Raw genomic sequence first — 19,618 nt, 5'->3', positions numbered from 1 at the left:
GCAGGGCGCGCCCGCATTCCCTAGCGGGACGGGCGCGGCACGGGCTCAGCTGGCGCGCTTGATGCCCATGAAGCGGGCGCGGGCACGGGGATCGCTGTCGAAGAGCGCGGCGAGCTGCTCGGTCATGGCGCCGGCCAGCTGCTCGACATCGGTGATCGTCACCGCGCGGTCGTAGTAGCGGGTGACATCGTGGCCGATGCCGATGGCCAGGAGCTCGACCTGCTTCTTGCGCTCGACCATGGCGATCACGTCGCGCAGGTGCTTCTCGAGATAGTTGGCCGGGTTGACCGAGAGCGTCGAGTCGTCGACCGGGGCACCGTCGGAGATCACCATCAAGATCTTCCGCGCCTCGGGGCGGCCGACCATGCGGCGGTGCGCCCATTCCAGCGCCTCGCCGTCGATGTTCTCTTTCAGCAGGCCCTCTTTCATCATCAGGCCGAGATTGTCGCGCACCCGGCGCCACGGCGCGTCGGCGCGCTTGTAGATGATGTGGCGCAGGTCGTTGAGGCGGCCGGGCTGCTGCTCGCGGCCCTCGTTGAGCCATTTCTCGCGGGCGAGACCGCCCTTCCACGCGCGCGTGGTGAAGCCGAGGATCTCGACCTTGACCGAGCAGCGCTCGAGGGTGCGGGCCAGAACGTCGGCGCAGATCGCCGCGATCGAGATCGGACGGCCGCGCATCGAGCCGGAATTGTCGAGCAGCAGGGTCACCACGGTGTCGCGGAACTCGGTGTCCTTCTCGACCTTGAAGCTGAGCGGGGTGGTCGGGTTGGCGACCACGCGGGCGAGGCGGCCGGCATCGAGGATGCCTTCCTCGAGGTCGAACTCCCAGCTGCGGTTCTGCTGCGCCTGCAGGCGGCGTTGCAGCTTGTTGGCAAGCCGCGAGACGGCGCCCTTGAGCGGCTCGAGCTGCTGGTCGAGATAGGCGCGCAGCCGCTCGAGCTCCTGTGCCTCGGCGAGCTCCTCGGCGGCGATCTCCTCGTCATGCGAGGTGTCGAAGACGCGATATTGCGGATCGGCCTCCGAGGCGGGCGCGGGGGCGGGCGGCTCCATCGGCGCCTCGCCCTCGGGCATCTCGGTTTCCTCGCCCATCTCCTGATCGGCCATGTCATCGGCCGAGACCTGCGCCTGGGAGGCGTCCTGGGTCTCGTCCTGGCTCTGCTCGGGCGAGGCCTCGGCCTCGTCCTGCTGATCGTCGTCCTGGCCGGTGCTGTCGGGCTGCTCCTCTTCGCCGCCTTCGGGTTCGGCCTCGGCTTCGTCCTCGTCGTCGATCTGGTCGGGATCGTCTCCGAGCTGGTCGCCATAGCCGAGATCGGTGATCATCTTGCGCGCGAAGCGGGCGAAGGCGGCCTGGTCGGAGAGGGTTTCCTCGAGCTCTTCCAGCGTGCCGCCGGCCTGCTCCTCGATGAAGCCGCGCCACAGCTGCATGACGTGATCGGCATCCTTGGGCAGGTCGCGCCCGGTGGCGAGATGGCGGATCAGGTAGCCCGCGGCGACCGGCAGCGGCGCCTCGGAGGGCTGGGTGATCTGGCCATAGCCGCGGCGGGCGGCCTCGTGGCCGATCTTGGCATCGATATTGCCGGCGGTGCCCGGCATGTCGCGCGCGCCCATGGCCTCGCAGCGGGCGGTCTCCATCGCCTCGTAAAGCTCGCGGGCGATGTCGCCCGGGGGCGCGTAGCGGGCGTGGGTGCCGGCATCGTGGTAACGGCGGTAGAGCGCCAGCGCGTCGGCGGTGCCGCGGGCCAGCAGAACCTCGTCGCGGGTCATGCGGCGACTGACCTGCGGCAGGCGCATGATGTCGCCCGACACCCCGGAGGGATCGACGGTGTAGTTGACCGTCAGGTCGGAATCGTCGGCCATGACCTTGGTTGCCTCGGCCAGGGCCTTCTTGAACGGATCTGCGGGGTTGTCGTCATTGCGCGCCATGGCCACAGGTTTCGCGCTCCGCGAAGCGATTGGCAAGGGGCAAAAATCGCCGCTCAGCGCGGCAGGATGGCGGTGCAGCGCGCGAGCTCCCGCTCGGCCAGTTCACGGGCGTGGGCGGCGCGACGCGTGTCGCGGTGGAAGCTGGCGGTGTGCAGCAGCTGCGCCTGGGCGAATTTCGCGGCGATGCGCTGGTGCAGGATGCGTGGCCCGTCGAGCCCGGCGGCGTGCGCGTCGGGCAGGATGGCGGCGATCAGATCCTCGAAGCCGCGGCGCTGGCGCTGCTCGGTGCGGCCGTCGCCGATGTTGGTGAGCCAGCCATGCTCGATGGTGGCGGAGAGGCGGCCGGCGCAGCTCGCGAAGAGGCGGACCCGTTCGGCCGTTTGCGCCGGGGCAGCGTCCGCGACGGACGCCACCGAGAGGGCGACGAGAGCGCCGCTGAGAAATGTTTTCAAAGCGCCCATGTTTTAGACATTAGCGCGGATGGATTAATCGTACATAGCGGGAAATGAAGATTTCTGACCCGATGGTCAAAAATCAGCGCACCTCAGGGCGGCGACGCTCGCCGCGATCGGGGCCCGCGCCGCCCGGAGGGCGCGCCCCTGCGCAAAGAAAAGGCCGCGCCTCCGGCTGGAGACGCGGCCCGTTCAGGTCGTGGATGCGCGATCAGGCGATGCTGAGGCTGGCGGCGCTCTCCGGCAGCTCCTCGTCGAAGCAGCGCTGGTAGAACTCGGCCACGGTCTGGCGCTCGAGCTCGTCGCACTTGTTGAGGAACGACAGGCGGAAGGCGTAGCCCACGTTGCGGAAGATCTCGGCGTTGGTGGCCCAGGCGATCACCGTGCGCGGCGACATCACCGTCGAGAGCTCGCCGTTCATGAAGGCGCGGCGGGTGAAATCGGCCACCGTCACCATCTGGCGCACGGTCTTGCGGCCCTTCTCGGTGTTATAATGCGGCGCCTTGCTCAGCACGATGTTCACCTCGGCGTCGATGCTGAGATAGTTCAGCGTCGCCACCAGCGACCAGCGGTCCATCTGGCCCTGGTTGATCTGCTGGGTGCCGTGGTAGAGGCCGGTGGTGTCGCCGAGGCCGACGGTGTTGGCGGTGGCGAAGATGCGGAAATACTTGTGCGGGGTGATGACCTGGTTCTGGTCGAGGAGGGTCAGCTTGCCGTCGGTCTCGAGCACCCGCTGGATCACGAACATCACGTCGGCGCGGCCGGCATCGTATTCGTCGAACACGATGGCGGTCGGGTTGCGCAGCGCCCAGGGCAGGATGCCTTCCTGGAACTGGGTGGTCTGCTTGCCGTCCACCAGCTTGATGGCGTCCTTGCCGATCAGGTCGATACGGGAAATGTGGCTGTCGAGGTTGACCCGCACGCAGGGCCAGTTGAGCCGGGCCGCGACCTGCTCGATATGGGTCGATTTGCCGGTGCCGTGGTAGCCCTGGATCATCACCCGGCGGTTGTTGCGGAAGCCCGCGAGGATGGCCATCGTGGTGTCGGGATCGAACTTGTAGGTGCTGTCGATATCCGGCACCCGGTCGGTGCGCTCGGGGAAGCCGTGCACCACCATGTCGGTGTCGATGCCGAAGACCTCGCGGACCTCGATCTCCTCGGTCGGTTTCGCATTGATGTCGATATCACTGCTCATGGCGGGCCTCTGTCGGATCTGTAAAACGCTTTGCCCCGTGGTGCCCGATATCTCCGGCAGTGGCAAGAGCACCGCGGCCGCGCCGATTGCGTTTGCTCCGTCAGCGCCACCACGTTAGGCTTCCGGCAAGAAACGAATTTTTGCAGGCCCCGCAGCACGTGACCACCCCGCAAGCCGAGATCGAGGATCTGATCGCCCGCATCGCCATGGGCGACCGCGCCGCATTCCGGTCGCTTTATGATCGGACGGCGGCGAAACTCTTTGGCGTCTGCCTGCGTGTCTTGAACGACAAGGCGCTGGCCGAGGAGGCCCTGCAGGACGTGTATTGCAAGATTTGGGCGCGGGCCGGCCAGTACCGGGTCAACGGGTTCTCTCCGATGACCTGGCTGATCACGCTGGCGCGCAACGCCGCCATCGACCGCCGCCGCAAGCGCGACGCCAGCGAGCGCCGCAAGCAGGATCCGATCGATGCTGCCGAGATGATCGCCGATCCGGGGCCCGGGCCGGCGCAGCAGCTGCAGTCGCGGGCCGAGGCCGAGGCGCTGTTCGGCTGCATGGCCGAGCTGCCGCCCGAGCGCGCCGAGATGGTGCGCCGCGCCTATCTCGAGGGTGCGACCTATAACGAGCTCTCCGATGCCACCGGCGTCAAGCTCAACACCGTGAGAACCTGGCTGCGCCGCAGCCTGATGCAACTGAGGGAGTGCCTGAGCCGATGAGCGGGCCAGAGGATACGGATCTACCGGGCGGCTGGGAAGCCGCGGCGGCGGAGTATGTCCTCGGGCTGCTGCCGGAGGACGAGCTGCGTGCCTTCGAGGCGCAGCTGGGGCAGGACCAGGCGCTGCAGCAGGATGTCGAGGCGTGGGAAGCGTATTTCGCCGCCTTCACCGACGACATCAAGGAGGTCGCGCCACCGCCGCAGATCCTGCGCCGCACCGAGGCGCAGCTCTTCGGCAAGCCGCGCGCGCCGCTCTGGCAGCAGATCCTGCCGTATTTCCTCGGCGCGGTTGCCGCCGCGGCCATTGCCTGGATGGCGATGTTCGGCGGGCTGCTGCAGTCGAGCGACGAGCCCGATCTCTGGGCCGATCTCGAGACGCCGTCGCGCGGGCTGGTGATGCTGGCGCATTACGCGCCCGACAGCCAGACCTTCATGGTGCGCCGCGATGCCGGCGACTATCCCGAGGACCGCTCCTTCGAGATCTGGCTGATCGCCGATCCCGACAGCGCCCCGGTCTCCATCGGCCTCGTCGATCGCGAAGGCCTGACCGAGATCCCGGTCTCCGACGAGATCGCCGCGCAGCTTCCGGGCGCCACGGTCGCCATTTCCGAGGAGCAGCCGGGCGGCTCGCCGACGGGCGTTGCGCAGGGGCCGGTGCTGTCTCTGGGGCAACTTGCGCCGCGCGAGGATCTGTAAGCGGGACTTCTACGCCTTTAGGGTTCAACGCTTACGGCCTGACGCCTGACCTTCGTCTGTTTTCTCGGTCTCTGACTGGGGCGCGCAGCGGCAATACAGCCGTAGCGCCTGCGCCGGATCATTCCTCGTGCTTTTCTGATCGTCCATCGCGCGCGCGACGTTGATCTCTCCGTCAGGCCGTGAGCCGGCGCAGTGTCCACGGCGTCACGTGTCGCGTGGGCCGATGGGCGCAGGCTCGCCGGGCGCGATCGCTTGGGCGCTCGACCCGACAAACAGAAAGGGCGGGAGATGTTCTCCCGCCCTTTCGCATCTTCATGCCGGTCCGGATCAGCGGCCGCGGATGCGCGGATCGAGCGCGTCGCGCAGGCCGTCGCCGAGGTAGTTCACCCCCAGCACCGTGAGCGAGATCGCCACGCCGGGCAGCAGCACGCGCTCGGGGAAATCCTCCATCCGGGCCACGGCGTCGGCCAGCATCTTGCCCCAGGTCGGGAAGTCCGACGGGAAGCCCACGCCGAGGAAGCTCAGCGCCGACTCGGTGATGATCGCGGTGGCCAGCCCCAGCGTGGCCGAGACCATGATCGGCGACAGCACGTTGGGCAGCAGGTGCCGCTTGATGATCTGGAACGGACGGGTGCCGATGGAGCGCGCCGCTAGCACGAATTCGCGCTCCTTGATGGCGAGCACGTCGCCGCGCACGATGCGCGCGGTGGGCATCCACGAGGTGATGCCGACCACCGTCACGATCAGGATGAACATGCCGCCCTCGGGGCCGAAATTGGCCCGTAGCGGCTGCCGGAACAGCGTCACCGCCACCAGCAGCAGCGGCAGAATCGGCAGCGACAGGAACAGGTCCGTCAGGCGCATCAGCGGCCCGTCGAGCTTCTTGAAGAAGCCCGCCAGAACGCCCACCCCAGTGCCGATGATCAGCGACAGCAGCATCGCCGCCCAGCCCACCGCCATCGAGGCGCGGCCGCCCGCGATCAGCTGTGAGAGGTTGTCGCGGCCGAGCTGGTCCGAGCCCAGCGGGTGGTTCCAGCCGACCTTGGCCTCGCTGTTCCACAGCGCGGTGTAGATCGGGCGCATGTCCTTGTTGCGAATGTCGAGCGCCTGCGGGTCGAGGGTCCAGAGATAGGGGCCAAGGAGCACGCCGAAGGTGATGATGAAGAGGAAGAACGCTCCCATCATCGCGCCCTTGTGCTTGCGGAACTGCTCCCACACGTCGCGCCACTTGGAGCGCGGAGGGGCCAGCGGGCCCTTGTCCTTGAGCGCCTCGATCGGCGCCGCGCGGGCGCCTTCGGCGAGGATCACGTCGTCTTGCGGGCTGTCAGTCATAGCGGATCCTCGGGTCGAGAAGGCCGTAGAGGATATCGGCGATCAGGTTGAACATCACGATCAGGAACGCGAAGATGAAGGTCAGCGTCATGACCATGGGAAGGTCGTTGGCGAAGAGCGCGGTGATCAGGAGCTGGCCGATGCCGTTCACCTTGAACACGTTCTCGGTGATGATGGCGCCGCCGAAGATCGCCGGCACGCCGAGCGCGATGACGGTGATCACCGGGATCATCGAGTTGCGTAGCACGTGCACCATCACCACGACCGCCTCGCTCAGGCCCTTGGCCCGCGCCGTGCGGACGTAATCCTGGTTGAGGTTGTCGAGCATCGAGGCGCGCATGTAGCGCGAGAGCTGCGCCGTGGTCTGCAGCGCCAGCACCATCACCGGCATGATCATCTGGCTGAGCTGGTACTTGAAGCTTTCCCAGTCGCTCACGACGTGGGTGGTGTCGTAGATCGACGGGAACCAGCCGAGATAGACCGAGAAGATCACGATCAGCAGCGGGCCGGTGAAGAAGGGCGGGATCGAGAAGCCGACCATCGTCACGAAGGTGCCGGCCTGGTCGAAGACCGAGTATTGCCGGTAGGCCGAGTAGATGCCGATGGGCAGCGCGATCAGCACGCCCACGATATACGACATGCCGACCACCCAGAGGGTCTGCGGGATGCGCTGCAGCACGATGTCCATCACCGGCGAGCGGGTCTGCCAGGACAGCACGCGCAGCTCGCCATTGTAAAGGCTGGTGTCGGGCAGCCAGCCGAACAGGAAGCTGTCGCGGGTCAGCCAGTCGATGAACACCTTGGGCTCGGTCCAGAACATTTGCACCAGCCACTTCCAGTATTGCACCAAGGGCGGTTCGCCGAGGCCGAGGGCCTGGCGCATCTTCTCCTTCACCTCGGGCGGCACCGTCAGCGGCACCTGCGCCATCGGGTCGCCGGGGGCGAGCTGGAGCAGCATGAAGATCACGAAGCTGATGAACAGCAGCGTCGGGATCGAGAGCACGAGGCGTCGCGCGGCATAGGTCAGCATCGGCGGGTCTCCGGGCGCGGGGCCGTCAGGGCGGCGCCGCGGAATGCGGGCTGCCGGCGGCAGTGTAGCACAGGCGGGCGCTGTCGGCGGAACAGCGGGCGCGCCCTCGTTGCGGCGTGGGTCGGGGTCACCGTGTCTCCTGGATCTTGGGGGAAGCGGGCGCTCCGGGCGGGCGCGGCGCGGTCGGGCGCGGCGACTCCGGCGGCGGGAGCGGGACGGCAGGGCGCGGGGCCGGCAGGCGAATGCAAGGACGGCCGGGTCATCCCCGGCCGGTCGTCGCAGCGCGCGGCGCATTGGCAATTCCGGTCACTGTCGTGCAAGGCGGTCATCCGGGCGGTTGGCGCGCCCCCGCGAGGGGAGCGCGCCGGTTCTTATGACATCAGTCGATGCGGTACCAGTCGGCTGCGTTCCACAGCTCGGAGTCCCAGGTGTTCAGCACCACGCCGCCCAGCGTGTTGGAATGCGCCGAGACCCGGCCACGATCGACGAGCGGAACGATGGTCATGCTTTCCTTGGTCAGCATGTCGTTGAGCTTCTTGGCGATCTCGCCGCGCTTCTCCAGCTCGCCGGTCTTGCCGAGCTCGTCGAGCAGGGCATCGTACTCTTCGTTGCAGAAGCGGTTGATGTTCTCACCCTGCCACTGCGACGACGGCTTCGGCTCGTTGCCGCACTCGTACATCGACAGGTAGGACTGCGGGTCGGTCCCGTCGAAGTTGTTGGCGTACATCTCGACGTCGGCATAGAACTTCTGGAAGGTGTCGGGCGAGCCCGGGTCACCGCCGAAGAACACCGACGCATCGACGTTGCGCAGCTCGGTTTCGACGCCGATCTGGTTCCACCAGTCCTTGATCAGGGCCTGGAAGTCCTGACGCACGGCGTTGGTCGAGGTCTGGTAAAGCAGCGACAGCTTCATGCCGTCCTTCTCGCGCACACCGTCGCCATCGCTGTCGGTCCAGCCGGCTTCTTCGAGCAGCGCCTTGGCGCCTTCGAGATCCTGGGTGAGGCATTCCTCGTTGTCCGAGGCGTAGAGCGCCGGGGCGGGGACGAGGTTACAGGTCGGACGGCCGGCCTGGCCGTAGCCGATCTCGGTCAGCAGCACGCGGTCGATCGCCATGGAGAGCGCCTTGCGGACCTTGAAGTCCGACAGGATCGGGTGCGGATGCGCCACGGTCGAACGCTCGCCTTCCGGAAGGTCCGGCGACGGGTCGGTCATGTTCATCTCGATACGCTCGACCAGGGTGCCGAAGGCCGAGACCGGGGTGCCGGCGCCGGCTTCCGCCATCGAGGCGAGGACGTCGGGGGCAAGCTGCAGGTTCCAGGCGTAGTCGAACTCGCCGGTCTGCAGCACGGCACGGGCCGCGGATTCCGCGTCACCGCCGCCCTTCAGGGTCACGGTGGCGAAGGCGGGCTTCGCCGGGTCGCGGTAGTTGGGGTTGGCGGAGAGCGAGATCACGTCGTTGGGCTTGAACTCGTCGACCACGAAGGGGCCGGTGCCGATCGGGCCGAAGTTGGCCTCGGTGCAGGACGAGGCGTTGGCGCCGAGGCACTGCTCGAACTGCGCTTTCTGCAGGATCGGCGACTGGCCGCCCATGAACGGGCCGTAGGGGTTCGGCATCGGCTCATCGAAATTCACCACCACGGTCAGGTCGTCGGGGGTGTCGATGCTCTCGACGCCGGTGAACTTGGCGAGCTGGGCGCAGCCGCCCTCGGGGTGCATGCAGTACTCGGCGGTGAAGGCGACGTCAGCCGAGGTCACCGGGGTGCCGTCGGACCACAGAAGACCTTCCTTCAGTTTCCAGGTGATCGTGGTCAGGTCTTCCGACACGCCACCGTTCTCGACGGTGGGGATCTCTTCGGCGAGGTAGGGAACCAGCGCGCCGGTCTCGGTGTAGCGGCCCAGCGGCTCGAGCACGAGCGAGGCGGCTTCGATGTCCTTGGTGCCACCCGAGAGGTAGGGCGTCATGATCGACGGAGCCTGCCAATAGATGATGTTGACGTGACCGTCCTCGCCGCGCTCGGCAAAGGCTGCGGGGGCAAGCGCACTGCTGGCGACAGCCCCTAGCAATAGGGTCTTGAGCGTCATGGGGTTCTCCTCGTTGGACGCCGGCGCTTTGGCCGGCTTTTTGGTTTTGTCTGAAAGCGGAGTCCGTTTGGACACGAACGATCATCACCGATCGCCGGGCCCCTCGTCCATCCCGATCATGGCCGGTATCGAAAACAGAACGAGACGAAAATGCAAGCACTGCCTTGGCGGAACCTGACAGCAGGGTTTGACACCGTCCGAAACCTGCCCTTAGCTTTGGCATCCGCCATCTCAGGAGAATATGGATGCTCGACAACGCCATCGCCCGGATCGAGAAACTTCGGGTCGAATTTGAGACGAAAGACGGCACGGTTGCAGGCGTGGAAGATGTCAGCTTCGACGTCGGGCCGGGGGAAACCGTCTGCATCGTCGGCGAGTCGGGCTCGGGTAAGTCGGTCTCCTCGCTGTCGCTGATGCGGCTTATCGAGTATGGCGGCGGCGAAATTGCCAACGGGCGCCTCATCTTTGATCGCAAGGATGGCCACGAGCTGGATCTGGCCCAGGCCGACCAGGACATGATGCGCGACATCCGCGGCAACGAAATCGGCATGATCTTCCAGGAGCCGATGACCGCGCTGAACCCGGTCTTCACCATCGAGCGCCAGCTCACCGAGGGGCTGCGTGTCCACCGCGACATGAACAAGGAGCAGGCGCAGGCGCGCGCGCTCGAGCTGATGAAGCAGGTGCGAATCCCTGAGCCGGAGCGCCGCCTGAAGCAGTATCCGCACGAGCTTTCCGGCGGCATGCGCCAGCGCGTGGTGATCGCCATGGCGCTGGCCTGCAAGCCGCGCCTGCTGATCGCCGACGAGCCCACCACGGCGCTCGACGTGACCATCCAGGCCGAGATCCTCGCCCTGATGGACCGGCTCAAGCGCGAGACGGGCACCGCGGTGATGTTCATCACCCACGACATGGCGGTGGTGGCGCAGATGGCCGACCGCGTCGTGGTGATGTTCCGCGGCAAGAAGGTCGAGGAGGGCACCGTCGAGGAGATCTTCGAGAACCCGCAGCACCCCTATACCAAGGCGCTGCTGGCGGCGGTTCCGAAGCTCGGCGAGATGCAGGGCAAGCCGCTGCCCGAGCCGATGAAGCTGCTGGGCCATGAGCAGGACGAGATCAAGCCGATCACCGGCACCGATGAGCCGCTTCTGGTGGTGGAAAACCTCACTACCCGGTTCCCGGTCAAGGGCGGGTTCTTCCGCCGCACTGTGGCAAATGTGCATGCAGTCGAAGACCTTAGCTTCACGCTGAACAAAGGGCAGACGCTCAGCCTCGTGGGCGAATCGGGCTGCGGCAAGTCCACGGCGGGACGCTCGATCCTGCGCCTGGTCGAGCCGATGCGCGGCCGGATCTCGCTCGACGGGGTCGATGTCATGGGGCTCGGCCCCAACATGCTGCGCGACGAGCGGCGGCAGATGCAGATGATCTTCCAGGATCCCTTCGCCTCGCTGAACCCGCAGATGCAGCTCGCCGACCAGGTCGCAGAGCCGATGCGCAACTACGGCAGCCACGCCGGCGCCGAGATGATGGACCGCGTCGAGATGCTGTTCGACCGCGTCGAGCTGCCGCGCAGCTTCATGCGCCGCTACCCGCACGAGCTTTCCGGTGGCCAGCGCCAGCGCATCGCCATCGCCCGCGCGCTGGCGCTCAACCCCAAGCTCATCGTCGCCGACGAGGCCGTCTCGGCGCTCGACGTGTCGGTGCAGGCGCAGGTGGTCAACCTGATGATGGAGCTGCAGGCCGAGCTGGGCCTGTCCTATCTGTTCATCAGCCATGACATGGCGGTGGTCGAGCGCGTGAGCCACAACGTGGGCGTCATGTATCTTGGCCGCATCGTCGAGATCGGCCCGCGCGCTGCGGTGTTCGAGAATCCGCAGCACCCCTACACGCAGGCGCTGATGAAGGCGGTGCCGGTGGCCGATCCGCACCAGCGCAAGTCGGAGAAGGACCTGAACTTCAAGCCGATCCCGTCGCCGATCCACCCGGTGGGCTACGAGCCCGAGCCCAACACCTACAAAGAGGTCTCGCCGGGCCATCTCGTGCTGACCTCGAACAGCGGCTACTGACCCGGCGCCGATGCAGCGCCCCGCGCCAGGCATCGGCTTTGCCACGCGCCAGCACGCGTGCCGCGGGGGCAGGGCGTGATGCGCTGGCTGCGGCTCGCTCTGAAGGCGCTCCTTTCGGTGCTGGCGTTGGCCGCGCTGGTCGCTTGCGCGCAGCAGATCCGACTCAGCGAGGGCGAGGGTCTGCCGCCGGCGCCCGATGGCGGGCTGCGCGTTGCCACGCTCAATGTCCATTACATTGATCTGCGCGGGCAGGGCGACGGCCCCTGGAGCCGGGCCGGCTGGGAGCGCCGCAAGCCGGCGCTCGGCGCGGTGGTGGCGGGGCTGGATGCCGATATCATCGCCTTCCAAGAGATGGAGAGCTTTCGCGGCGGCAATGCCGATACCGACAACCTCGCCCGCCGCTACCTGCTCGACCGGCTGGAGGGCTACGAGGCGGCGGCGGTCGGCGACTGGCGCAGCTTCCCCTCGACGCAGCCGATCTTCTACCGCTCGGACCGGCTGGAGCGGATCGATCAGGGCTGGTTCTTCTTTTCCGAGACGCCCGAACTTATCTATTCGCGGACCTTCGATGGCTCCTGGCCGGCCTTTGCCTCCTGGGCCGAGTTCCGCCCCCGCGACGGCGGCGCGGCTTTCCGGGTGATGAATGTGCACCTGGAATACCGCAGCCCCAGCAACCGGCGGCTCTCGGCCGAGCTGATCGCAGAGCGGCTGAGCCCGGTGATCGCGGCGGGAACGCCCGTCATCCTCGCGGGCGATTTCAACGCGCTGCGCGGCTGGCGGGTGATGGAGATCCTCACCGGTGCGGGGCTCGACTTTCCCGCCGTGCCGGCGGCGAGCTATCATCTCAACCGCGGGCTGCACCTGCTGCCCGCCATCGACCATATCGGCCTCGGCGCCGGGCTTCGCGCAACCGGTGGCCCCTACGTGTCGCAACGCGCCGTCGGGGGCGTCTGGCCCTCGGATCACCACCCGGTGGTGCTCGATCTTGAGCTGCCCTGAGCGCCGCGAAACCGGGCAGGGCGCTGCGGTGGGAGGCGGCCTTGCACGCGCCCCTCTTGCCCGCCCGCGCCGGGCAGCGTAGGCCATTTGCAGACAAACGAAGGAACCCAGATGCCGACCCGCCTTTCGCCCCGCGAGATCCTCGAGAAGCTGGTGAGCTTTCCCACCGTCAGCCGCGACACCAACCTGCCGCTGATCGATTGGGTGGCCGGATATCTCGCCAGCCACGGCATCGAGAGCCAGCGCCACGCCAAGCCGGCCGAGCCGGATCTCAAGGCGGCGCTCTTCGCCCATGTCGGGCCGGAGGTCGATGGCGGGGTGATCCTCTCGGGCCATACCGACGTGGTGCCGGTGGACGGGCAGGAGTGGAGCTCGGATCCTTTCGTGCTGACCGAGCGCGATGGCAAGCTCTTCGGGCGTGGCTCGACCGACATGAAGGGCTTCGACGCGCTGGCGGTCTGGGCGATGGTCGAGGCGAAGCATCGCGGCGTCACGACACCCCTGCAGATCGCGCTGAGCTACGATGAAGAGATCGGCTGCATGGGCGGCAAGGACGTGGCCGAAGCTATGCGCGCGGCGCTGCCCAAGGCGGCCTCGGTGATCGTTGGCGAGCCCACGGAGATGAAGGCCGTCACCGGTCACAAGGGGGGGCTGACCTTCTGGATCCACGTGCATGGCGTCGAGGTGCACAGCTCGATCCTGCATACAGGCGTGTCGGCGATCATGTATGGCGCCAAGCTGATCGAGTGGGCCAACGAGGTGAACGCCGAGAACGCCTCCGCCAGCCCCGGCGAGATCGCGGCGCTCTTCGAGCCGCCCTACACCAACGTGCATGTGGGTCAGATCCGCGGCGGCACGGCGCATAACATCACCGCCAAGGATTGCGAATTCGGCCTCGGCTTCCGCGTTGTCCCGGGCGAGGATCCGAAAAATTGGGAGCAGCGGCTTCGCGACAAGATCGCAGAGATCGAGGCGCAGATGCAGGCGGTCTGCCCGGAGGCATGGATCGAGGTCAAAACCCTCTTCGAGCTGCCGCCCCTGAAGCCGGTGCCGAACAACAGCGCCGAGGAGCTGGTGCGCCAGGTGACCGGCGACAATGGCGTCATGCAGGTCAGCTACGGCACCGAGGCCAGCCATTTCCAGGCCGCCGGATACAATGCCGTGGTCTGCGGGCCGTCCGACATCGCCATCGCCCACAAGCCCGATGAATACATCGAGATTGCCCAGCTCAACGCCGGCCAGGCCTTCATGGAGCGCCTGCTGGAGCGGCTGGCGTGAGCGTAATCTTCCCGTTCCGCGACGAGGGGCCGGTCGAGCATGACGGCCCGCTGCCCGAGGCCTGCGACCTGGTGGTGATCGGCGGTGGTGTCATCGGGGTGTGTACAGCACTGTATGCAGCCCGCGCCGGCCTGTCCGTGGTGCTGCTGGAGAAGGGGCGCGTGGCCGCCGAGCAGAGCTCGCGCAACTGGGGCTGGATCCGGGTGCAGGGCCGCGACATGGCCGAGATCCCGATCGCCTTGGAGGCACAGCAGCTCTGGCCGGAGCTGGATGCAGAATGTGGCGGCAGGCTCGGGGTGCGGCAGGTGGGCGTCAGCTATCTCGCCCGTTCCGAGAAAGACATGCAGGGCTTTGCCGGCTGGCTCGACGAGGCCAAACCCCTTGGCGTCTCGTCGGAGCTGCTCGATGCCGCCGCCACCAAGGCGCTGCTGGGCGCCGAGGACAGCCCCTGGGTCGGGGCGCTGCACACGCCCACCGACATGAAGGGCGAGCCCTGGGTCGCGGTGCCGGAGCTGGCGCGGCTGGCGGTCGCCAGCGGGGCGCAGATCCGCGAGCGCTGCGCGGTGCGTGGTCTCGACATGCAGGGTGGCGCGCTTGCCGGCGTGGTGACCGAGAAGGGCCGCATCCGCTGCGCCAGGGCGGTGCTGGCCGGCGGTGCCTGGTCCTCGCTCTTCCTGCGCCGTCACGGGGTGAAGATCCCGCAGCTCTCGGTGCGCTCCACCGCGATGGCGACCGAGCGCCTGCCGCAGGGCGTCAACACCGCCGCGGTGGATGACAAGCTGGCCTTCCGCCCCCGCGCCGATGGCGGCTATACCCTTGCGCCGGCAGCGTTTTCCGAGCTCTTCATCGGGCCCGACGCGTTCCGTGCGCTGCGCAGCTACCTGCCGCTGGCGGTGTCTGGCGAGTTCGAGGTGCGGCTCAAGACGATGGCGCCCGCGGGCTACCCGGATGCCTGGGGCACGGCGCGGCACTGGTCCGACGACGAGCAGAGCCCGTTCGAGCGCATGCGCATCCTGTCGCCCGAGCCCAACGCCTCAAAGGTTGCCGAGTGCCGCGCCCGCTTCGGTCAGCATTTCCCGCAGATGGGCGAGGCGCCGCTGCAGGCCGCCTGGGCCGGCATGATCGACGTGCTGCCGGATGTTGTGCCCGTGGTTGATCGCTGCGCCGCGCTGCCCGGGCTTACGGTGGTCACCGGCATGTGCGGCCACGGCTTCGGCATCGGCCCGGCCTTTGGGCGCGTCGCGGCGGCGCTTGTGCAGGACGCCGATCCCGGGCACGATCTGAGCCGCTTCCGGCTGTCGCGCTTTTCCGACGGGTCGAAACTCGTCACCGGGCCCAATCTGTGAGCAGATTCGGCGCCGAAAGGTCTTCTTAAATGACTTCAATAAATGCTCACAAGTATCTGTATTGGCGCTGTTATGGCCTATGTTTGTCGCGCCCGTGAGGGGCGCACTCCGGCCGCGATCCCCGGCTTCCGCCGCGCCCCGCTTGCAGGGCTCGCCGCGCGGTGGCATTTTCGCGGAAAATGATCAAATCTCAGGGAGCTACCCATGCCCGTCAAGAACCGTTTTGCCGAACTGCATCAGGACATCACCGCCTGGCGCCGTGACCTGCACGAGCACCCCGAAATCCTCTTTGAAACCCACCGGACCTCTGGAATCGTTGCCGAAAAGCTGCGTGCCTTCGGATGTGACGAGGTTGTCGAGGGCATCGGCCGCACCGGCGTGGTGGGCGTGATCAAGGGCAAGAGCGACAGCTCGGGCAAGGTGATCGGCCTGCGCGCCGACATGGACGCGCTTCCGATCCACGAGGTGACGGGGCTGGAATACGCCTCCAAGACCCCGGGCGCGATGCATGCCTGTGGCCACGACGGTCACACCGCCATGCTTCTGGGGGCTGCGCAATATCTCAGCGAAACCCGTAACTTCGACGGCACGGTTGTGGTAATCTTTCAACCCGCCGAAGAGGGTGGCGGCGGCGGTCGCGAGATGTGCGAAGACGGCATGATGGCGCGCTGGGGCATCCAGGAAGTCTACGGCATGCACAACTGGCCGGGCATGCCCGCGGGCAGCTTCGGCATCCGTCCCGGTGCCTTCTTCGCCGCAACCGACCAGTTCGAGATCAACGTGAAGGGCAAGGGCGGCCACGGCGCCAAGCCGCACCAGGCGATCGATCCGCTGGTCACCGCGGCGCATATCATCACCGCGCTGCAGAGCATCGTCAGCCGCAATTCCGACCCCGACGACCAGATGGTGGTCTCGGTGACCGGCATCGAGAGCTCGTCGAAAGCGTTCAACGTGATCCCGGCCTCGGTGATGTTCCGTGGCACCATGCGCACCATGTCGAAGACCAACCGCGAGCTCGGCGAGGAGCGCATCAAGGCGCTGGCCGCCGCCACGGCGCAGGCCTTCGGCTGCGAGGCCGAGATCAAGTGGCTGCCGGGCTACCCGGCGATGGTCAACAGCGAGGCGCAGACCGAGTTTGCCGCCGACGTGGCCGAGGCGGTGGCGGGCGCCTGCGACCGCGACGCGCCGATCACCATGGGCGGCGAGGATTTCGCCTACATGCTCGAGGAGCGCCCCGGCGCCTACATCCTCGTCGGCAATGGCGACACCGCCGATGTGCACAACCCGGAATACAACTTCAACGACGAGGTCATCCCGGCGGGCTGCTCCTGGTGGGCCGAGATCGTCGAGCGCCGGATGCCGGCCGCCTGATCCTGCGCGGCGCGCCCTGCCGACGGTGGGGCGCGCTGGTCACGCGCGCGTCTGCAAGGCACAAAAAACGCGGCCCTCCGAAGAGGGCCGCGTCTTTCTTCGCGTCTCTGCGCCGTTATCAGGCGAGGGCGAGGTTGGTAGCCGACTCGCGGCCGTCACGGCCGGATTCGAGGTCGTAGGTCACTTTCTGATCGTCCGAGAGGCCGGTCAGGCCGGCGCGCTCGACGGCCGAGATGTGCACGAACACGTCCTTGCCGCCCGTCTCGGGTGCGATGAAGCCGAAGCCTTTGGTGGTGTTGAACCATTTCACGGTGCCAGTGGCCATATCCGTGGTCTCCTCTAAAAAATCTACCCGCAGGATGCGGTAGCGTGGCGTGGTCCGTCCGGATCGAGAGACTGAGCGCCGTATGAGGGAGACAGTGGTCGACATAGAAAAACGTTAGCCACCGCTTGCTAGACCGCTTTGAGCCCAATGCCAATGCTTCATTTGGTGTCGGCGATGTTTCGCGTGCCGCGCAGGGGCGCTCACTCCCCGGCCTTGGCCTTCGCTCTCGGCTTGGCAGAGGCCTTGGCCTTTGCCGCAGGCTTCGGCTTGGCGGCCGCCTTTGCCTTGGGCTTCGCCGCGACCTTCTCCGCCTTCGGCTTCGCCGGCGCGCGCTTGCGCTTGGGTGCCTCGGTGATGGTCAGTGCATCGATCGCGGCCTGCCAGTGCTCGGCATCCCTGCCGTCGGGGCAGCCCGCCTCCATCCAGAGGAAATAGGCGGTCTCGGCGATCTCCGCCTCTGTCGGTGTCGTGGTGCTCATACGTGTGGCCTCCCATGCCAGCTGTCGTGTGAAACCTGATCGCGCGTCGGGAAACAGTCTGCCAGAGCAGGCGGGTTCGGCAAAACGCCGGTGTCGCTTCGGCGCCCGATGCGCGGGCCTGCGCTCAACGGGATGGCACCGACGCGGCAATTCGGCTAAAGCGCGGGCAAACCCGCACAGGAGGGGTCCGTGACCGATCGAGCCAACATCATCTGCATCAAGTGGGGCACGCTCTTTGGCCCGGAATACGTCAACCGGCTGTATTCCGGCGTGCGCCGCAACATGTCGCGTCCGATCCGCTTCTTCTGCATGACCGAGCACGCGGAGGGGCTGCACCCGGATATCGAGGTGCTGCCGCTGCCCGTCGAGCCCTTCGCCGATCGCATGGCCTCGGCGCTGGCGGTGGCGAACCGGCAGGGCGCGATGCGCAAGGTCTCGCTGTTCCGCCCCGGGCTGGTGCCCGATCTCGAGGGGCCGTTCCTCGGCTTCGATCTCGACGTCGTCATCACCGGCAGCCTCGACGAGATCCACGACATGGCGCCGGGTATGGTCGCGATGCGCCACGACTGGACCGAAAAGCGCAAGGGCCGTCCCACCGGGCATGGCTCGGTGTTCCGCTTCGACCCCGCCTTGCACGGCTTCCTCTACGAAGACATCGCCAAGAACGCCTATCGCGAGGTCGAGGCGGCGCGCGGGTCCGAGCAGCGCTACACCAGCCACAAGGCGATGGAGCGCGACTGTTTCAAATATATTCCAGAGCCTTGGGTGGTGTCCTTCAAGTATGATTGCAATCCGTTCCCGGGCAACTGGATGCACCCGCCGCGGCTGCCCGAGGACGCCCGCGTGGTCTGTTTCCACGGCCGCCCCAAGATGACCGACGCTCTAGAGGGCTGGAACGGCAGCATCATCCGCCACTCCAAGCCCTGCGACTGGCTGCGCGAGCACTGGATCGACCGGGCGAAGGCGGATCTCGGCCCGGACTGGGCCTGAACCGGCCCGATGCCCTTGCCGACGCCCCAACGGGCGGGGTAAGAGCGTGGCCACGAAAGAATTCTGAGGAAGGGGCAAGCAATGCGTCGCGTTGTGGTTACCGGGCTGGGGCTTGTGACGCCGCTGGCCGATGGTGTCGAAAAGAGCTGGGAACGGATTCTCGACGGTCAGTCGGGCGCCGGGCCGATCACCGGGTTCGATCCCGAGGGGCTGGCAACCACCTATGCCTGCGAAGTGCCGCTGGGCGAGGGTGAGGGCGAGTTCAACGCCAACGCCTACATGGAGCCGAAGGAACAGCGCAAGGTCGACACCTTCATCCTCTTCGGCCTCGCGGCCGCGCAGCAGGCGGTGGAAGATGCCGGCTGGACCCCGACCGAGAAGGAAGATCTGGAGCGCACCGGCGTTCTGATCGGCTCCGGCATCGGTGGCCTGAACTCGATCGCCAACACCGCCGTGATGATGGAGGCGAAGGGCCCGCGCCGCGTGTCGCCGTTCTTCGTTCCGGGCGCGCTGATCAACCTGATCTCGGGTCAGGTCTCGATCAAGTACGGCTTCAAGGGCCCGAACCACTCGGTGGTCACCGCCTGCTCGACCGGCGCCCACGCCATCGGCGACGCCATGCGCCTGATCAAGTACGGCGATGCAGACGTGATGGTCGCCGGCGGCGCCGAGGCGGCGATCTGCAAGATCGGCATCGCGGGCTTCAACGCCTGCAAGGCGCTCTCGACCAAGCGCGCCGACGAGCCGCAGAAGGCCAGCCGTCCCTATGACGCCGACCGTGACGGTTTCGTCATGGGCGAGGGCGCGGGCATCGTCGTTCTCGAGGAATACGAGCATGCCAAGGCGCGCGGCGCCAAGATCTATGCCGAGGTTCTGGGCTACGGCCTTTCGGGCGACGCCTATCACATCACCGCGCCCTCCGAGGATGGCGACGGCGCGCTGCGCTCGATGGGGGCGGCGCTGAAATCGGCCGGACTCGAGGCCAGCCAGATCGACTACATCAACGCCCACGGCACCTCGACCATGGCCGACACGATCGAGCTTGGCGCGGTCGAGAAGCTGCTCGGGGAGCACGCCGCCAATGTGACCATGTCGTCGACCAAGTCGGCCACCGGCCACCTTCTGGGCGCCGCCGGCGCCATCGAGGCGATCTTCTCGATCCTCGCGATCCGCGACCAGGTCGCGCCGCCGACGATCAACCTCGACAACCCCGCCGTCGAGACCCCGATCGACCTCGCGCCCAACGCCAAGCGCGAGCGCAAGGTGAGCTACGCGCTCTCCAACTCCTTCGGCTTCGGTGGCACCAACGCGAGCGTGATCTTCGGAAAGGTCGACTGA

The 19,618-nt window shown here is 67.1% G+C and carries 17 protein-coding genes; 9 read left to right on the top strand and 8 right to left on the bottom strand.

Annotated elements, in window-relative coordinates; genetic code table 11:
- Positions 1-45: 45 nt before the first annotated feature.
- The 3 genes from cobT to cobS form a co-directional block, all read right to left on the bottom strand.
- Positions 46-1,923: a cobaltochelatase subunit CobT gene (cobT, locus tag KUV62_RS16120; protein WP_222604758.1), complete on the bottom strand. Its 1,878-nt coding sequence runs from the start codon at positions 1,921-1,923 to the stop codon at positions 46-48.
- 53 nt (positions 1,924-1,976) lie between these two features.
- Positions 1,977-2,375 (bottom strand): hypothetical protein, encoded by a 399-nt coding sequence (locus KUV62_RS16115; RefSeq protein WP_222604757.1) that lies wholly within the window; start codon positions 2,373-2,375, stop codon positions 1,977-1,979.
- Positions 2,376-2,586: 211 nt separating this feature from the next.
- A complete protein-coding gene (gene cobS / locus KUV62_RS16110) occupies positions 2,587-3,570 on the bottom strand; it encodes a cobaltochelatase subunit CobS (protein WP_222604756.1) in 984 nt (327 codons plus the stop codon).
- Positions 3,571-3,728: 158 nt separating this feature from the next.
- Here cobS and KUV62_RS16105 point away from each other — a divergent pair, with 158 nt between their 5' ends.
- Positions 3,729-4,286, top strand: coding sequence for a sigma-70 family RNA polymerase sigma factor (locus tag KUV62_RS16105; RefSeq protein WP_222604755.1), 558 nt, complete (start codon positions 3,729-3,731; stop codon positions 4,284-4,286).
- Positions 4,283-4,981 carry an anti-sigma factor domain-containing protein gene (locus KUV62_RS16100; RefSeq protein WP_222604754.1) on the top strand — a complete coding sequence of 233 codons (699 nt, stop codon included), beginning with the start codon at positions 4,283-4,285 and terminating at the stop codon, positions 4,979-4,981. Before KUV62_RS16105 ends, KUV62_RS16100 begins: the two co-directional genes overlap by 4 nt.
- 327 nt (positions 4,982-5,308) lie before the next feature.
- Here KUV62_RS16100 and KUV62_RS16095 read toward each other — a convergent pair whose 3' ends face one another.
- From KUV62_RS16095 to KUV62_RS16085, 3 genes are all read right to left on the bottom strand, one after another.
- A complete protein-coding gene (locus KUV62_RS16095; RefSeq protein ID WP_222604753.1) occupies positions 5,309-6,313 on the bottom strand; it encodes an ABC transporter permease in 1,005 nt (334 codons plus the stop codon).
- A complete protein-coding gene (locus tag KUV62_RS16090; RefSeq protein ID WP_222604752.1) occupies positions 6,306-7,343 on the bottom strand; it encodes an ABC transporter permease in 1,038 nt (345 codons plus the stop codon). Before KUV62_RS16090 ends, KUV62_RS16095 begins: the two co-directional genes overlap by 8 nt.
- 379 nt (positions 7,344-7,722) lie before the next feature.
- A complete protein-coding gene (locus KUV62_RS16085; protein ID WP_222604751.1) occupies positions 7,723-9,426 on the bottom strand; it encodes a peptide ABC transporter substrate-binding protein in 1,704 nt (567 codons plus the stop codon).
- Between the two features lie 245 nt (positions 9,427-9,671).
- Here KUV62_RS16085 and KUV62_RS16080 point away from each other — a divergent pair, with 245 nt between their 5' ends.
- From KUV62_RS16080 to KUV62_RS16060, 5 genes are all read left to right on the top strand, one after another.
- Positions 9,672-11,492: an ABC transporter ATP-binding protein gene (locus KUV62_RS16080; protein WP_222604750.1), complete on the top strand. Its 1,821-nt coding sequence runs from the start codon at positions 9,672-9,674 to the stop codon at positions 11,490-11,492.
- Positions 11,493-11,570: 78 nt separating this feature from the next.
- The gene (locus KUV62_RS16075; protein WP_222604749.1) at positions 11,571-12,491 is read left to right on the top strand and encodes an endonuclease/exonuclease/phosphatase family protein; all 921 of its coding nucleotides are present in this window, start codon (positions 11,571-11,573) and stop codon (positions 12,489-12,491) included.
- Positions 12,492-12,602: 111 nt separating this feature from the next.
- Positions 12,603-13,769, top strand: coding sequence for an acetylornithine deacetylase (gene argE, locus KUV62_RS16070; protein WP_222604748.1), 1,167 nt, complete (start codon positions 12,603-12,605; stop codon positions 13,767-13,769).
- Entirely contained in the window at positions 13,766-15,115 is a 1,350-nt protein-coding gene (locus KUV62_RS16065) for an NAD(P)/FAD-dependent oxidoreductase (RefSeq protein WP_222604747.1), read from the top strand. The genes argE and KUV62_RS16065 overlap by 4 nt, the downstream gene beginning before the upstream one ends.
- A gap of 204 nt (positions 15,116-15,319) precedes the next feature.
- Entirely contained in the window at positions 15,320-16,486 is a 1,167-nt protein-coding gene (locus tag KUV62_RS16060) for a M20 aminoacylase family protein (RefSeq protein ID WP_222604746.1), read from the top strand.
- A 118-nt stretch (positions 16,487-16,604) separates the two neighbouring features.
- Here the strand turns inward: KUV62_RS16060 and KUV62_RS16055 are convergent, their stop codons facing one another.
- Entirely contained in the window at positions 16,605-16,811 is a 207-nt protein-coding gene (locus tag KUV62_RS16055) for a cold-shock protein (RefSeq protein WP_222604745.1), read from the bottom strand.
- A gap of 200 nt (positions 16,812-17,011) precedes the next feature.
- On the bottom strand, positions 17,012-17,290 hold the full coding sequence (locus KUV62_RS16050) for a DUF2934 domain-containing protein (RefSeq protein ID WP_222604744.1): 279 nt from the start codon (positions 17,288-17,290) through the stop codon (positions 17,012-17,014).
- A gap of 189 nt (positions 17,291-17,479) precedes the next feature.
- On the opposite strand from KUV62_RS16050, the gene KUV62_RS16045 reads away from it, so the two are divergent.
- Together KUV62_RS16045 and fabF are read left to right on the top strand one after the other, a co-directional pair.
- Positions 17,480-18,280 (top strand): glycosyl transferase, encoded by an 801-nt coding sequence (locus tag KUV62_RS16045; RefSeq protein WP_222604743.1) that lies wholly within the window; start codon positions 17,480-17,482, stop codon positions 18,278-18,280.
- A gap of 81 nt (positions 18,281-18,361) precedes the next feature.
- Entirely contained in the window at positions 18,362-19,618 is a 1,257-nt protein-coding gene (fabF, locus tag KUV62_RS16040) for a beta-ketoacyl-ACP synthase II (protein WP_222604742.1), read from the top strand.

The organism is Salipiger bermudensis, assembly GCF_019801965.1.
In the GTDB taxonomy this organism is placed as follows: domain Bacteria; phylum Pseudomonadota; class Alphaproteobacteria; order Rhodobacterales; family Rhodobacteraceae; genus Salipiger; species Salipiger bermudensis_A.
The sequence above is the reverse complement of the archived record's forward strand: the minus strand, read 5'-3'. Positions and strand labels throughout refer to the sequence as shown.

Coding starts and splice junctions, on each gene's coding strand:
- argE (WP_222604748.1), top strand. CDS start 12,603: ATGCCGACCCGCCTTTCGCCCCGCGAGATCCTCGAGAAGCTGGTGAGC.
- KUV62_RS16085 (WP_222604751.1), bottom strand. CDS start 9,426: ATGACGCTCAAGACCCTATTGCTAGGGGCTGTCGCCAGCAGTGCGCTT.
- fabF (WP_222604742.1), top strand. CDS start 18,362: ATGCGTCGCGTTGTGGTTACCGGGCTGGGGCTTGTGACGCCGCTGGCC.
- KUV62_RS16100 (WP_222604754.1), top strand. CDS start 4,283: ATGAGCGGGCCAGAGGATACGGATCTACCGGGCGGCTGGGAAGCCGCG.
- KUV62_RS16055 (WP_222604745.1), bottom strand. CDS start 16,811: ATGGCCACTGGCACCGTGAAATGGTTCAACACCACCAAAGGCTTCGGC.
- KUV62_RS16095 (WP_222604753.1), bottom strand. CDS start 6,313: ATGACTGACAGCCCGCAAGACGACGTGATCCTCGCCGAAGGCGCCCGC.
- cobS (WP_222604756.1), bottom strand. CDS start 3,570: ATGAGCAGTGATATCGACATCAATGCGAAACCGACCGAGGAGATCGAG.
- KUV62_RS16090 (WP_222604752.1), bottom strand. CDS start 7,343: ATGCTGACCTATGCCGCGCGACGCCTCGTGCTCTCGATCCCGACGCTG.
- KUV62_RS16075 (WP_222604749.1), top strand. CDS start 11,571: ATGCGCTGGCTGCGGCTCGCTCTGAAGGCGCTCCTTTCGGTGCTGGCG.
- KUV62_RS16060 (WP_222604746.1), top strand. CDS start 15,320: ATGCCCGTCAAGAACCGTTTTGCCGAACTGCATCAGGACATCACCGCC.
- cobT (WP_222604758.1), bottom strand. CDS start 1,923: ATGGCGCGCAATGACGACAACCCCGCAGATCCGTTCAAGAAGGCCCTG.
- KUV62_RS16080 (WP_222604750.1), top strand. CDS start 9,672: ATGCTCGACAACGCCATCGCCCGGATCGAGAAACTTCGGGTCGAATTT.
- KUV62_RS16050 (WP_222604744.1), bottom strand. CDS start 17,290: ATGAGCACCACGACACCGACAGAGGCGGAGATCGCCGAGACCGCCTAT.